Consider the following 15,497-nt stretch of genomic DNA (forward strand, 5'->3'; position numbering starts at 1 on the left):
AATAAGAACACATTATGCAAAAGTATATCTATATAACAGTCACTTTATTTTTAGGCCTATCGCAAGTGGGTTTTGCACAAGATAAAGACAAGGATAAAGAGGAAAAAGATTTAGGAACAGAGACCGTAACTGTGGTAAAGGCATATAAGCCTACTATCGCAGATGCTTTTAAAATAAAATCTACACCAGTTATTAATGGCGCGGTAGAATTAAAGAAAAAGCCAATTAAGTATAGTATTTTTTCTGTGCCAGTGGCATCTACTTTTACCCCAGCAAAAGGCAAGGCTACAGCGGTTAAAAAGAAGAAAATAGAAGAGTTATACAATTCTTATGTATCTGTTGGTTTGGGTAATTACAGTAATGGTTTAGTAGACTTTTATACAAGTAGACCTATTAACAGAAATGAGACTTTAGACATAGGATTAAATCATCATTCTTCTCGTGGAGATATTGATGAGGCTCTTGTAGATAATGTTTTTTACGATACAAAAGTAAAGGGTATTTATACAAGAAGAGAAAGAGATCTAGAGTGGAGTGCTAACCTTGGCTTGCAACATAAGCTATACAGCTGGTATGGTGTTACAGAAGATGCTTTAGGTACAATACCAGAAAGTTTAATAGATGAAAAGCAGCATTATTTTGATGCTGAGGTTGGAGGCGAACTTATAATGAATGATTACCTAATAAAAGGTGGTGATGTATTGTTAAGACGTTTTTGGGATGCTACAGAGTCTGGAGAAAACAGAGCGGTTATTAATGCAGCAGTTGAGGTTCCTATTTCTGATGAGCTTATAAATTTTAATGTAAAGCTAGACTACCTTGGAGGTAAGTTTAAAAACGCTAGTTTAAATAGTACAGATAATACGGGCGAAATTAAATTTGGTCAAGTACAGTTTGGTGTAAATCCAAGTTTGGTAATCTTAAGAGACGATCTAACTTTAAATTTAGGAGCTAATATAGTTTACGGTTTAAATACAGAGGCAAATAACAGTAATTTTTATATCTATCCAGCTGTAACAGCATCTTATAGATTGTTTGGAGAAACAGCTATTGCGTATGGTGGTTTAGAAGGAGATTTACATCAGAATTCTTATCACGACTTTGTAGAAGAGAATCCTTTTGTGTCACCAACCTTGACTATTTTGCCAACGGATAGCCAATACAACGCATATGTAGGTTTAAAAGGTCAGTTGTTAACTAATTTAGGTTACAATGTAAAAGCTTCTTACAAAGCAGAAAATAATACGGCATTGTATAAATTAAATCCTGAAAATGTATTTAGAGCCGATGAAGATAAAGATTACCATTTAGGAAATACGTTTGATATTTTTTATGATGATATCAAAACATTTTCATTCTTTGGAGAATTAAATGTGGATGTAAACAGAAATTTTGCTTTGGGTGTAAATGCGGAGGTTTTTAGCTATACAACAGAAACAGACAATCCTGCTTGGAACTTGCCAAAAGTAAAAGGATCTTTATTTATGGATTATCAAATTAATGAAAAATGGTATATGGGAGCTAATTTGTTCTTTGTTGGCGAAAGAGAAGATCTAGGTTCTATTGCAGCAACTGGTACATTACCACAAGATTTTGCTTCTACTGTAGTAACATTAGATAGTTATTTTGATGCAAATGCGCACGTAGGCTATCGTTTAGATGATAAATTATCACTTTTTATAAAAACAGCAAACATAACAGGTAATAGTTACCAGCGTTGGGCAAACTACCCGGTACAAGGTTTTCAGGTGTTAGCAGGCGCAACTTATAAGTTCGATTGGTAATAGAATAGAAAAGCATTTTTTTAAAAGGATATAAAGAACTCGTTACTAAAATGAGTTGTTTTATATCCTTTTTTTATTTTCATTATTTTTGAAGAAACTTAAAGACTAATGAAAAATTTAACACTTGTATTACTGTTGGCAATTGCAGCGTGTAATCCTAAAAAAGAAAAGGTAGACTATATAGTTACGAATGCAAATGTCTACACTGTAGATTCTACTTTTACAAAAGCACAGGCTTTTGCTGTAAAAGATAATTTATTTGTAGCTGTGGGTACTACAGAGGAAATTACAAATAAGTATGCGTCAGATAAAACAATAGACGCAGGAGGTAAAACTATTACTCCAGGTTTAATAGATGCGCATTGTCACTTTTTTGGCTTAGGGATGAATCAGCAAGTGGTAGATTTAATAGATACCAAAAGTTTTGATGAGGTAGTGGCACGCGTTTCTGCTTTCCAGGAAACAAATACAAAAACATTTATAAGAGGTAGAGGTTGGGATCAAAACGACTGGGAAGTAAAAGAATTTCCGACAAAAGAGACTTTAGATTCGCTTTTCCCTACAATTCCTGTTGTTTTAGAGCGTATAGATGGTCACGCTTATATTGTTAATCAGTATGCATTAGATCTTGCTAATATTACAGCAGAGACTGTTGTAGGTGGTGGCGATATTGTACAGATTAATGGTAAGCTTACGGGTGTTTTAATAGATAATCCTATGGCTTTAATAGATGATGTTTTGCCAAAACCAAGTATTGCTACACAAGTACAGGCGTTAAAAGATGCAGAAAAAATATGTGTAGATTATGGCTTAACAACAGTTGACGATGCAGGTTTAGATAAGCAAACTATAGAAATTATAGATAGTTTACAGCAAAACGGAGAAATGGATATTCGTATTTATGCTATGATAAGTGCTAATAAAGAAAACTTAGATTACTATTTAACTAAGGGAATTGTAAAGACAGATGGTTTAAATGTGCGTTCTGTAAAAGTATATGGAGACGGGGCATTAGGATCTAGGGGTGCAGCTTTAAAAGAAGAATACTCAGATAAACACAATCATTATGGAGCAATGGTAACTCCTGTTGCAGAAATAAACAATCTTGCAAACAGAATTGCAAAAACAGAGTATCAGATGAATACGCATGCTATTGGAGACTCTGCTAATGTAGCGGTTTTACGTGCATATAAATCGGCTTTGAAAAATACAGAAGATAGACGTTGGAGAGTAGAACATGCGCAAATAATAGCGCCACAAGATTTTGACTATTTTAAATTGGGTATTATACCATCTGTACAGCCAACACACGCAACTAGCGATATGTATTGGGCAGAAGACAGGTTGGGAAAAGAACGTGTAAAAGGGGCGTATGCCTTTAAAAAGTTATTAGATATTGCTGGTATTGTTGCTTTAGGAACAGATTTTCCGGTAGAGCGTGTTAGTCCATTTTTAACTTTTTATGCTGCTGTAGCTAGAAAAGATACTAAAAACTATCCTGAAAATGGGTTTCAGAAAGAGAATGCATTGTCTAGGGAAGAAACTTTAAAGGGAATGACAATATGGGCTGCTTACTCTAATTTTGAAGAAGATGAAAAGGGGAGTATTGAGGCAGGTAAAAAAGCAGATTTTGTTATTTTAAGTGATAATATAATGGAGGTTGAAGAAGCTAAAATACCGAGTATTACGGCAGAACAGGTTTTTATAGGTGGTAAACAAGTAAAATAAATTACGTAAAGTAAATATTGCTAGAAATAGCGTAAAAAGAAACCCGAAGCTAAATGTAGCTTCGGGTTTTATTTGTTAAGTGTACTACTAATTAAATAGAAAAAGGAACAGAAACTAAAGTAGTTCCCCAGCCCATTACCATATCAGTATCTGTAAATGTTACAGAAAAAGCTTCTAAAGACTCACTGTTTTTAGTTGCTTTAGCAGTAACTCTAAGTACATCGCCAGCTTTGTCATAAGAATAAGCTCCCCATTGGTTTAAGTTTTTGTTTAATACAACTGTCCATTCTTTATCTCCAGGGATAGTAAATAAAGAGTAAGTACCCGCTTTTACAGCCTTACCACCAAAGTTAGTGTCGTTGTAAAAAGTAATTTCGGCAGCTTCATTAGCACCAGTTCTCCATACTTTTCCTGCAGGAGCTAAATCGTTTATCATTCTCCCTTTTAATTGAGGGCGACTGTAAATAACACGAATGTTCTTTTTTGAAATTTTGTAGCTAGATGGTTGCGTAGCTATGTCGGCTGGACTTTTATCTAGTCCTGGAAATTTTTGAGCAGTTGCGCTAGTAGAAAATACCATAGTTAATACAAGTGCTGATAATGCAAGTAATCTTTTCATAAATGTTTGTTTTTTGTGTTTTTCAAATTTAGCGACATTTTCGCAGTAATGACTTATATGGTCGCTAAAATTATGCCAACTTACAAAATGATCATTTTTTTTATCATAAAACTAGATCATAGTTTCAAATGAGATGTAATGTGGTTTAAAATGTTTCATATTGAAATCAATATATCTATATCTGTTTTTAAATCGAAACAATTAATTCATCTTTGTAATCAAATTGATATAAAGATTAAGATTATGTGTGGAATAGTTTGTGCATTTGATGTAAAGGAAAGCACTGAGGCATTAAGACCTCAGTTGTTAGAAATGTCTAAGAAAATTAGACATAGAGGTCCAGACTGGAGTGGTATATATGCAGACGATAAAGCTATTTTAGCACACGAGCGTTTGGCAATTGTAGATCCGGCTTCTGGAAAACAACCATTATTGAGTCCTAATGGTAAATTAATATTGGCTGCCAATGGTGAAATATATAATCATAGAGAATTACGTAAGCAGTTTGAAGGTACATATGATTTTCAAACAGAATCTGACTGTGAGGTTATTTTGGCTTTGTATCAAGAAAAGGGAGTCGATTTTTTAGATGAATTGAACGGTATTTTTGGTTTTACTATTTATGATGCCGAGAAAGATGAATATTTTGTTGCTCGTGACCATATGGGTATTATTCCATTATATATGGGATGGGATAAAAACGGAACGTTCTACGTAGCATCAGAATTAAAAGCACTAGAAGGTACGTGTACTAAAATAGAATTATTTCCTCCAGGACATTATTTGCATAGTTCTGACGGGGAATTAAAAAAATGGTACTCTAGGGATTGGATGGAGTATGATGCAGTTAAAGAAAATGAAACTAGCATACAAGAAGTTAAAGAGGCTTTAGAAGCAGCAGTGCGCAGACAATTAATGTCTGATGTGCCTTATGGTGTTCTGTTGTCTGGTGGTTTAGACTCTTCAGTAGTATCTGCAATTGCTAAAAAATATGCGCAAAAACGTATTGAGAGCGATGATAAGTCAGAAGCTTGGTATCCGCAAACACACTCTTTTGCAGTGGGATTGGAGGGGTCTCCAGATTTGGCTGCGGCTAAAAAAGTAGCGGATCATATTGGTACCGTACACCACGAGATTAAGTTTACTATACAAGAAGGTTTAGATGCTATTAAAGATGTTATTTATAACATAGAAACGTATGATATTACCACAATTCGTTCGTCTACACCAATGTACTTAATGGCACGTGTTATTAAGTCTATGGGAATTAAAATGGTATTGTCTGGTGAAGGTGCAGATGAATTATTTGGTGGGTATTTATACTTTCATAAAGCACCCAATGCGCAAGAGTTTCATGAAGAGACGGTACGTAAATTAGATAAGTTACATATGTACGATTGTTTAAGAGCTAATAAGAGTTTAGCTGCTTGGGGTATAGAAGGTAGAGTTCCGTTCTTAGATAAAGAGTTTATGGACGTTGCTATGCGCATTAACCCACAAGATAAAATGATTAACGGTGAACGTATGGAGAAATGGGTAGTTCGTAAAGCATTTGAAGATATGATACCTGAAAGTGTAGCATGGAGGCAAAAAGAGCAATTTAGTGATGGCGTTGGTTACAGTTGGATTGATACTTTAAAGGAGTTGGTAGACAAAGAGGTAACTGATGAGCAAATTAAGAACGCCGCTTTCCGTTTTCCTATAAACACACCTTTAAATAAAGAAGAGTATTACTACAGAACTATCTTTGAGGGGCATTTCCCTAGTGATGCAGCAGCTTTAAGCGTGCCGCAAGAAGCAAGTGTAGCATGTAGTACAGCAACAGCTTTAGAATGGGATGAAGCATTTAAGAATATGAACGACCCTTCTGGTAGAGCAATAGCTAACGTGCACAGTGAAGCATACGTTAAACAATAAATTGTAATAAGAATTATCGCCTGTTCTAAGGTTTTAATTATAATTAGTCTTTTAGGAGCACCAATATTTTGGTGCTCCTTTTGGTTTACAGCCTTTTTAAGCCTGTTTTGTATGTGTATAGATTTTTTAAAAACTGAGATTTACACTCGCTTGTGTTTAAAAGTTAATTTAAGAACGTTTAAGCAACGTTCTCTATTAACTAGAAAATGTTAATAACTATTTTAAAACAGTCTTAAAACCGTTTAAAGTTAAGGATGCATTATTTTATATTTGTTAGGTTGTATTTTTTATAAAGAAATTAAGCACAATAATTTATATATAATGAGCGAAGAAGCAAAAAAAAATAATTATTCAGCTGATAGTATTCAGGCCCTAGAGGGTATGGAGCACGTTCGTATGCGTCCGTCCATGTATATTGGTGACGTTGGTGTAAGAGGTTTGCATCATTTGGTATACGAGGTTGTAGATAACTCTATTGATGAGGCAATGGGTGGCCATTGTGATACTATTACAGTAGCTATTAATGAAGATAACTCTATAACTGTTAGAGATAACGGTAGGGGTATACCTGTAGATATTCATAAAAAAGAAGGTGTATCTGCTTTACAGGTTGTAATGACCAAAATTGGAGCAGGTGGTAAGTTTGATAAGGATTCATATAAAGTATCTGGTGGTTTACACGGGGTAGGTGTTTCTTGTGTTAATGCACTATCTAAAGACTTAAAAGCTACAGTTTTTCGTAATGGAACTATTTACGAACAAGAATATCAAAAAGGTAAAGCATTATATCCTGTAAAAAGTATAGGTGAAACAGATATTAGAGGTACAGAGGTTACTTTTTATCCAGATGACACCATTTTTACGCAGACGATAGAGTTTAATTATGAGACTCTAGCAAATAGAATGCGTGAGCTGTCTTACCTTAACAAAGGTGTGTCTATTACATTAACAGATAAAAGACAAAAAGATAAGGATAGCGAAAGCGGCTTTGTTGGAGAACGTTTTTATTCTGATGAAGGACTAAAAGAATTTATCAAGTTTTTAGACGGGAATAGAGAGCAGCTTATTCAGAATGTTATTTCTATGGAAGGTGAAAAAAATGGCATACCTGTAGAGGTTGCTATGGTTTACAACACTTCTTATTCAGAAAACTTACATTCTTATGTAAACAATATTAATACACATGAAGGTGGTACACACCTTTCTGGTTTTAGACGTGGTTTAACAGGTACATTAAAGAAGTATGCAGATGCTTCTGGAATGTTAGATAAATTAAAGTTTGAGATTCAAGGAGATGATTTTCGTGAAGGTTTAACTGCAATTGTATCTGTAAAAGTAGCAGAACCACAATTTGAGGGTCAGACAAAAACAAAATTAGGTAACAGAGAAGTTTCAGCTGCAGTTAGTCAGTCTGTATCAGAAATGTTAACGAACTATTTAGAAGAAAATCCAGATGACGCTAAAGTAATTGTACAAAAAGTTATTTTGGCAGCGCAAGCACGTCACGCAGCAACAAAAGCTCGTGAAATGGTACAGCGTAAAACAGTAATGAGTATTGGTGGTTTACCTGGGAAATTATCAGATTGTTCTGATCAAGATCCTGTTAACTGTGAAGTTTTCCTTGTAGAGGGAGATTCGGCGGGTGGTACTGCTAAACAAGGTCGTGATAGAGCTTTTCAGGCAATTTTACCTTTACGTGGTAAAATTTTGAATGTTGAAAAAGCAATGAGACACCGAGTTTTTGAGAATGAAGAGATCAAAAATATTTATACTGCACTTGGTGTAACTATTGGTACAGAAGAAGATAGTCAGGCTTTAAATCTTGATAAATTAAGATATCATAAAGTAGTTATTATGTGTGATGCCGATGTCGATGGTAGTCATATTGAAACTTTAATTCTTACTTTTTTCTTTAGATATATGAAAGAGTTAATAGAGGCGGGACATATTTATATAGCAACACCTCCATTGTACTTAGTTAAAAAAGGAACTAAGAAAAGATATGCTTGGTCAGATAAAGAGCGAGATGAAATTGCAGAAACTTTTAACGGTAGTGTAGGTATACAACGTTATAAAGGTCTTGGGGAGATGAATGCTGAGCAATTGTGGGATACTACAATGAATCCAGATTTTAGAACATTAAGACAAATTACTATTGACTCTGCAACAGAATCAGATCGTGTATTCTCAATGTTAATGGGAGATGAAGTGCCTCCTAGAAGAGAATTTATAGAGAAGAATGCTGTTTATGCAAACATTGATGTATAAGAAAGTAGGTTTATACAACAAAAACTCGCACCATTGGTGCGAGTTTTTTAGTTTTAAGAAAAAATTATTTCTATGAAAAAATTTAGTTTAGTTATTTTCTTAGCATTAAGTGCGTATGCATCTGCTCAATCTAGTGCAAATGAGGTTTTTGCTGCAGGTATAGAAGATGCAAATAAGTTTATTAATGGCTATTTATCTCCTGTCTCAGAAGGAATGCTTTATGGTCTTGGTGGCGGATGGTATAATACTGCAGATGCAAAGCCATTAGGAGGTTTTGAAATATCTATTATTGGTAATATGACACAATCTCCGGGAGATAAAAAATCATTTGTACTAAATACAGAAGATTATGAAAATTTAAAGTTTGTAGATGGTAGTGTTTCAAAAGAAGTTTCTTCTGCGCTAGGTGATCTGGATGGTATAAATGTTTTTGTTGAGGATGAAAACGGACTTTTTAGAGAAGAGTTTGAGCTTCCATCAGGATTGGCATCAGAAAATATAAACTTTGTTCCAACTGCCTTTTTACAAGTAAGTGTGGGTTTAATTAAGGGAACTGAAATAAAAGCCCGCTTTTTGCCAAAAGTAGATACAGATGATGTAGAATTAGGTTTGTACGGTATTGGTATACAGCATGACTTTACAAAATTACTGCCTGCAGATAAAATTTTACCAGTTGCAATATCTGGAGTTATTGGATATACGCACTTAACAGGGTCCTACGATTTTACAGATCAAGGCGTAGTAGCAGGAGAAGACCAGCGGTTAGATGTTAAAATGAATACCTGGGTTTTTCAAGCGGTAGTGTCTACAAAGTTGCCTATAATTAATTTTTATGGAGGACTAGGTTATTTATCTGGTAATTCTACTGTAGACGTTTTAGGTACGTACAGAGTGCAATCTGGACCATTTGTGGGAGATACATATACAGATCCTTTTTCTGTAAAAACAGATGCTAGTGGTGTAACAGGGAATATTGGTGCTAAACTTAAGTTAGGCTTTTTTAGATTGCATGCAGATTATTCTATAGCTAAATACAACAACTTATCTGTTGGTGTTAATTTTGGCTTTAGATAATAGCATTGTAATTACTTTATATAGAAAAAGCCCTAGAAATTAATTTCTAGGGCTTTTTTAAGTGTTTAAAAAAGTATTTACTTTTTAAACGCTAATGTTTCGCCATTAGTTTCTTCTAGTATAATAGTACTAGAAACTTCTTCAGCGTTTTTTTCAGTACTATTACTTAGTCCTGTTGTTTTAATAATAACGTTGTCACTTTGCATATCGGTACCTGGGTATGTAATGGTGTAGGTGTCTCCATCGTTTGTCCATCTAAAGTCCGTTAAAAAAGCAACATTATTATTGGTGTAACTGTGAAAACGACCTTTGTGAGCATCGTTAAAAATCCATTCTTCTTTAGAATCTTTTCCTGATTCTGAAGTTGTGGTTTTTGCCCAAATGCCAAGAATGGGATCATTGCTTTCTGGAATTTCAGAGCAACCAAAAATTGTACTGAATACAAATGTTGCCATGAAAAAATGTAGGGGTTTTTTCATAAGTAGGTATTTTAATTAATTTGGATATTGTTCTAACGTCGACTTTTGTTGTGTATTTCATTTTTTTCGATGTATAACGCCTTTTTTTGTAGTTTTTCGTTTAAATACCTTTTTCTTTAACATTAGGTCGGGTTTCAATCTGTTTAATACTTATAAAAGAATATTAAAGTTGTGGTATACCTTATTTATAATGTTAAAATTCTTTATTTTTACAGTCATTAAAAAAAATATTAAAAATTTAAATAAATATATACTTATGAAAGTAACGGTAGTAGGTGCAGGTGCAGTAGGCGCTAGTTGTGCAGAATACATTGCAATTAAAAATTTCGCATCAGAAGTTGTTGTATTAGATATTAAAGAAGGATATGCAGAAGGTAAGGCAATGGACTTAATGCAGACGGCGTCTTTAAACGGTTTTGATACTAAAATTGTTGGTTCTACTAATGATTACTCTAAAACTGCAAATTCTAATATTGCTGTTATCACTTCAGGTATTCCTCGTAAGCCAGGAATGACAAGAGAAGAATTAATTGGTATTAATGCAGGGATTGTAAAAACGGTATCAGAAAACTTAATTAAGCATTCTCCAGAAGTAATTATAATTGTTGTTAGTAATCCTATGGATACTATGACTTATTTAGTGCATAAAACTACAGGTTTACCAAGAAACAGAATTATAGGTATGGGTGGGGCTTTAGATAGTGCTCGTTTTAAATACAGATTGGCAGAAGCTTTAGAAGCTCCAATTTCTGATGTTGACGGTATGGTAATCGGTGGTCATAGTGATACTGGTATGGTGCCTTTAACTGCGCACGCAACAAGAAACAGTGTAAAAGTTTCTGAGTTTTTATCAGAAGAAAGATTAGAGCAAGTTGCGGCAGATACTAAAGTAGGTGGTGCTACATTAACTAAATTATTAGGAACTAGTGCTTGGTATGCTCCAGGTGCAGCTGTTTCTGGTTTGGTACAAGCAATTGCTTGTGATCAGAAAAAAATGTTTCCATGTTCTACACTTTTAGAAGGAGAATATGGCTTAAATGATCTTTGTATTGGTGTACCAGTAATTTTAGGTAAAAACGGAATAGAGAAAATTGTAGAGATTAAACTTAGTGATGCTGAAAATGCAAAAATGCAAGAAAGTGCTGCAGGAGTTTCTAAGACTAACGGACTTTTAGAATTATAATATTTCAATAAAACGATAAGAATAAGGGTGACAAATTTATTTGTACACCCTTATTTTATATAATATTGTAAATATATTGGCAATTCTTATCTTAAATGATATATTTGCACGCTATATAAAATTACCAATAATAAACAAAAACTAATGTATAATAAAGGACTTATAAAGCTGTTTGCTTTTTTATTTGGGATCGTAAGTATCTATCAGTTATCCTATACTTTTATAAGTAGTAAGGTCGAAAATGAAGCTGCAACTTTTGCAGCAAGTAAAATTCCTGAATCAGATTCAGATTTTGCGAACAAGAGAGAGGCATTGGAAACTAAATACTTAGACTCTATAGGAGGTGAATCTGTATTTGGATACACAAACTATAACGAGGCTAAGAAAAAAGAATTAAACAAAGGTCTTGACCTTAAAGGTGGGATTAACGTTACGCTTCAAATTAAGATAAAAGATATCTTATCTGGCTTAGCAAATAACACTAAAAACCCTATTTTTCTTAAGTCATTAGAAGATGCTGATGAGGCGTCTAAAAGTAGTGATAAGACATACGTTGAGTTGTTCTTTGAAGCTTTTGATGCTAATAAAGGCGATACAAGGTTAGCTTCTCCAGATATTTTCTTCACTAAAACATTAAGTGAAGAGATTAAAAGTATGGATGCATCTGACCAAGAGGTTAAGCCTATCATCCGTAGAAAAATTGATGAGTCAGTAGAATCTGCTTTTGAAGTATTAAGAGAGCGTATAGATGGTTTTGGTGTTACACAACCTAATATACAAAGAGAAGGAAATTCTGGACGTATCTTGGTAGAATTACCGGGTGCTAAAGATAAGGCAAGGGCACAAGAGCTACTTTCTAGTACTGCACAGTTAGAATTTTGGGAAACATATCCTAAAAACGATCCTAACGTAATGCAGTTTATTAACCTTGCAAACGAAAAATTAAGATCTTTAGTAGATACTAAGACTGCACTTGCAGATACAGAAACTAAACCAGAATCAGAAATTGATTCTTTATTATCAGATGTTACACAAGATTCTTTAGATGTTGCTAGTCAAGTAAATCCTTTAGGAGATTTAATAGCAGGTATTCCTAGTAGTTATGCTGTTGCAGAATTTGCAATAAAAGATACTGCTAAGGTTAATGAATACCTTAGGATGCCAGAAATTAAAAGATTAATTCCAAATGCTATACAGCACGTTAAGTTTGTATGGGAACGTCCTTCAAAAGGTTCTGAGGTAATTGGTTTATTTGCTTTAAAAGGCAATAGAGAAAATGCTCCAGAAATGAGTGGAGATGTTGTTAGTGGTGCTCGTGCTCAGTTCGATCAGTTTAACAGGCCAGCTGTTGGTATGGATATGAACGTTAAAGGAGCTAAGCAATGGCAGAAATTTACAAGTGAGGTTAACTTAAACCAAACTGGTATTGCTGTAGTTTTAGATAATAGAGTTTACACTGCTCCAGGTTGTTCTGTAGTTGGTGGTATATCTGGTGGTAGTACAGAAATCTCAGGAGATTTTACACTATCAGAGACAAAAGATATTGCAAACGTTCTTAGAGCGGGTAAATTACCGGCTAGAGCAGATATCATTCAGTCAGAAGTTGTTGGGCCATCTTTGGGTCACGAATCTATCAATAGTGGTTTAATGTCTTTCTTAATTGCAATGGCATTAGTATTGCTTTGGATGATTTTCTATTACGGTAAAGCTGGTGTAGCTGCAGATATTGCATTGTTATTAAACATCTTATTAATATTTGGTGTGTTGGTAAGCTTAGGTGCTGTGTTAACATTGCCTGGTATTGCTGGTATAGTGTTAACTATAGGTATGTCTGTAGATGCTAACGTACTTATTTTTGAGCGTATAAAAGAAGAATTAGCAAAAGGTAAAGGTCAAGCTTTAGCTATTTCAGATGGTTTTGGAAATGCTTTGTCTTCTATATTAGATGCTAACATTACAACAGGTCTTACTGCTGTTATCTTATTTATATTTGGTTCAGGACCAATTAAAGGTTTTGCTACTACTTTATTAATTGGTATTGCAACATCTTTATTTACTGCAATTTTTGTTACAAGATTATTTGTTGAAGGATACAGTGGAGGTAAAGGAAAAGCATTAGAATTTTGTACAGGTTTAACAAGAAACCTTTTCAAGAATTTAAGTATCGACTTTTTAAAGAAAAGAAAAATAGCGTATGTTATTTCTGGAACTTTAATCGTTGTTGCATTAGTTTCTTTATTTACTACAGGATTACAGCAAGGTGTAGATTTTGTTGGAGGTAGAACGTATCAAGTTCGTTTTGAAAATAGTGTTAATACTAGTGAAATTTCATCTAAGTTAACTACTGTTTTTGATAAAGGGACAAATGTTAAGACTTTTGGAGATGATAATCAGATTATGATTACAACTTCTTACAAGGTAGATGAAGACGGTATTGCTGTTGATGAAGAGATTCAAGAAAAATTATTTAACTCATTACAAGACTTGTTGCCAAGTGGTTTAACGTTGGCTGAGTTTAATAATGGCGGTACTGATGATGTTTCAATAGGTATTGTGAAGTCTAAAAAAGTAGGTCCAACAATTGCAGATGATATTAAGAAAAATGCAGTTTGGGCTATTTTAGGATCATTATTAGTAGTGTTCTTATATATCTTATTCCGTTTCCGTAAATGGCAATTCTCATTAGGAGCTGTAGTTGCAGTTTTTCATGATGTTTTAGTTGTATTGGGTGTGTTCTCTATATTTGGTAAAATAATGCCTTTTAATATGGAAATAGATCAAGCATTTATTGCGGCAATATTAACTGTAATTGGGTACTCGTTAAATGATACCGTGGTTGTTTTTGACCGTATTAGAGAGATTGTAAAAGAAAGAGGATGGAGTTCTGGAGATAATGTTGGTTTAGCATTAAACAGTACATTAAGTAGAACCTTAAATACTTCTTTAACAACTTTGGTAGTGCTATTGGCAATCTTTGTTTTTGGAGGTGAATCTTTAAGAGGATTTATGTTTGCTATGATTATTGGTGTGCTTGTAGGTACATACTCATCTTTATTTATTGCAACACCAGTTATGTTTGATACTTTAAAGAAAAGAATACAAGCAGGTAAAGAAGATGTAGTTGAAGACAACGAATAATCTTACTACCTAAATTATAATAAAAAAGCTGCTTACATATTGTAAGCAGCTTTTTTATTATATAATGTTTGCTATAGAGCCGTTGGGTGTTGTTCGGAGCTCTATAATAGCTAGAGGCTTTAGGTTTGGTTCCTTTCTGTGAGACACAAAAATTAATGCTGTTTGTTTGCTGCTTGCTATTTTGTTTACCAAGGCAACAAATAGGGCGGAGTTGCTGTCGTCTAAACCTGCTGTAGGTTCGTCTAGTATTAATAGTAGCGGTTGTTTTACTATTGCTCTTAAGAGCATTACCAAGCGTTGCTCTCCTCTGGTTATCTCATTGAATAATTTATTTTTTATTTCTGATAATTCAGCTATTTTCAACCATTGACTGGTTAAGCTTAACTGTGTTTCTGTGGGTTTTGTATATAGGCCAACGGCATCTGTAAAGCCAGCTAAAACCATATGTTCTATAGTGTGGTTGCCTTTAAAGTTGTCAGTTAACGAGGGAGTAAAGTAGCCAATCTTTTTTTTGATATCCCAAATACTTTCTCCGCTACCTTTTTTTTGTCCAAACAAATATAATTCTTGCCCGTAGCCTTTATTGTTTTCCCCTGTTATCATAGATAAAAGAGTGGTTTTTCCGCTTCCGTTTGTACCTAAAAGTTGCCAGAATTCACCTTTGTTTATCTGCCAATTAATTTGGTGTAATACTTTTTTGGTTTCAAAGGAAACAGAAACATCTTTAAAGCGAATAAGTTCTGTATTAAGATGGTTAATAGCAGTAGTGTTTTTGGGTATTTCTAGGTGTTTTAATGATGTTTTGTTATTAATTAAGGAATTGTATTCTGTTAATGAAGAATAGTGCTTTAGGCTGTCTACTTCTAGTTTGTATATTTTTGAGCTTATTGGTAAGCTGTCTTCCTGTCTGCTGCAAATAAGTATAATTCCTATAGATTCTGAAATCTCTAATAAAAGCTTTTTTAATGTGGTTTGATAAGCTGTGTCTAGATTGTCAAATGGATTGTCTAAAATGATGTACTTCGGTTTTTGATCTAAAAGATGTTTAAATAAAACTCTTTTTTGTTCACCACTAGACATTGACTTAAGACTTTGTGTTGTGTTTGCTGTAAGTGTCTTTATATCGTGAATCTCCTCTTCTTTGATAAACCTTAAGACTTCAGATTTAGAAAAAAGCACGGTGCTTAAACCTTTTAAAAAATTAAACTCTTCTGGTTTTTCATCTTTAAGTAATGACGAAATAAATGAATTGGTGTTGGACTGGTTTGTTGTAACTATTGTAATGTGCTTTATCATCATAAAAAACA

10 protein-coding genes are annotated in these 15,497 nt (G+C 33.8%); 7 read left to right on the forward strand and 3 right to left on the reverse strand.

What is annotated here, in order from left to right; all coding sequences use genetic code 11:
- Positions 1–14 precede the first annotated feature (14 nt).
- A complete protein-coding gene (locus tag M4I21_RS05435; protein WP_249558107.1) occupies positions 15–1,784 on the forward strand; it encodes a porin family protein in 1,770 nt (589 codons plus the stop codon).
- 108 nt (positions 1,785–1,892) lie between these two features.
- Entirely contained in the window at positions 1,893–3,512 is a 1,620-nt protein-coding gene (locus tag M4I21_RS05440; protein WP_249558108.1) for an amidohydrolase, read from the forward strand.
- 91 nt (positions 3,513–3,603) lie between these two features.
- Here the strand turns inward: M4I21_RS05440 and M4I21_RS05445 are convergent, their stop codons facing one another.
- Positions 3,604–4,131: a DUF2911 domain-containing protein gene (locus M4I21_RS05445; protein WP_249558109.1), complete on the reverse strand. Its 528-nt coding sequence runs from the start codon at positions 4,129–4,131 to the stop codon at positions 3,604–3,606.
- 243 nt (positions 4,132–4,374) lie between these two features.
- Between M4I21_RS05445 and asnB the strand changes: the two genes are divergently transcribed.
- The 3 genes from asnB (at position 4,375) to M4I21_RS05460 (ending at position 9,390) form a co-directional block, all read left to right on the forward strand.
- Entirely contained in the window at positions 4,375–6,048 is a 1,674-nt protein-coding gene (asnB, locus tag M4I21_RS05450) for an asparagine synthase B (RefSeq protein ID WP_249558110.1), read from the forward strand.
- A 321-nt stretch (positions 6,049–6,369) separates the two neighbouring features.
- Positions 6,370–8,316 (forward strand): DNA topoisomerase (ATP-hydrolyzing) subunit B, encoded by a 1,947-nt coding sequence (gyrB, locus tag M4I21_RS05455; RefSeq protein ID WP_249558111.1) that lies wholly within the window; start codon positions 6,370–6,372, stop codon positions 8,314–8,316.
- Between the two features lie 72 nt (positions 8,317–8,388).
- A complete protein-coding gene (locus tag M4I21_RS05460; protein ID WP_249558112.1) occupies positions 8,389–9,390 on the forward strand; it encodes a DUF6588 family protein in 1,002 nt (333 codons plus the stop codon).
- A gap of 77 nt (positions 9,391–9,467) precedes the next feature.
- Here the strand turns inward: M4I21_RS05460 and M4I21_RS05465 are convergent, their stop codons facing one another.
- Entirely contained in the window at positions 9,468–9,869 is a 402-nt protein-coding gene (locus M4I21_RS05465) for a hypothetical protein (protein WP_249558113.1), read from the reverse strand.
- A 256-nt stretch (positions 9,870–10,125) separates the two neighbouring features.
- On the opposite strand from M4I21_RS05465, the gene M4I21_RS05470 reads away from it, so the two are divergent.
- Together M4I21_RS05470 and secDF are read left to right on the forward strand one after the other, a co-directional pair.
- A complete protein-coding gene (locus M4I21_RS05470; protein ID WP_249558114.1) occupies positions 10,126–11,052 on the forward strand; it encodes a malate dehydrogenase in 927 nt (308 codons plus the stop codon).
- 144 nt (positions 11,053–11,196) lie between these two features.
- On the forward strand, positions 11,197–14,190 hold the full coding sequence (gene secDF, locus M4I21_RS05475) for a protein translocase subunit SecDF (RefSeq protein WP_249558115.1): 2,994 nt from the start codon (positions 11,197–11,199) through the stop codon (positions 14,188–14,190).
- A 57-nt stretch (positions 14,191–14,247) separates the two neighbouring features.
- Here secDF and M4I21_RS05480 read toward each other — a convergent pair whose 3' ends face one another.
- On the reverse strand, positions 14,248–15,489 hold the full coding sequence (locus M4I21_RS05480; protein WP_249558116.1) for an ATP-binding cassette domain-containing protein: 1,242 nt from the start codon (positions 15,487–15,489) through the stop codon (positions 14,248–14,250).
- Positions 15,490–15,497 lie beyond the last annotated feature (8 nt).

It is taken from the genome of Cellulophaga sp. 20_2_10 (genome assembly GCF_023476645.1).
Taxonomy (GTDB): domain Bacteria; phylum Bacteroidota; class Bacteroidia; order Flavobacteriales; family Flavobacteriaceae; genus Cellulophaga.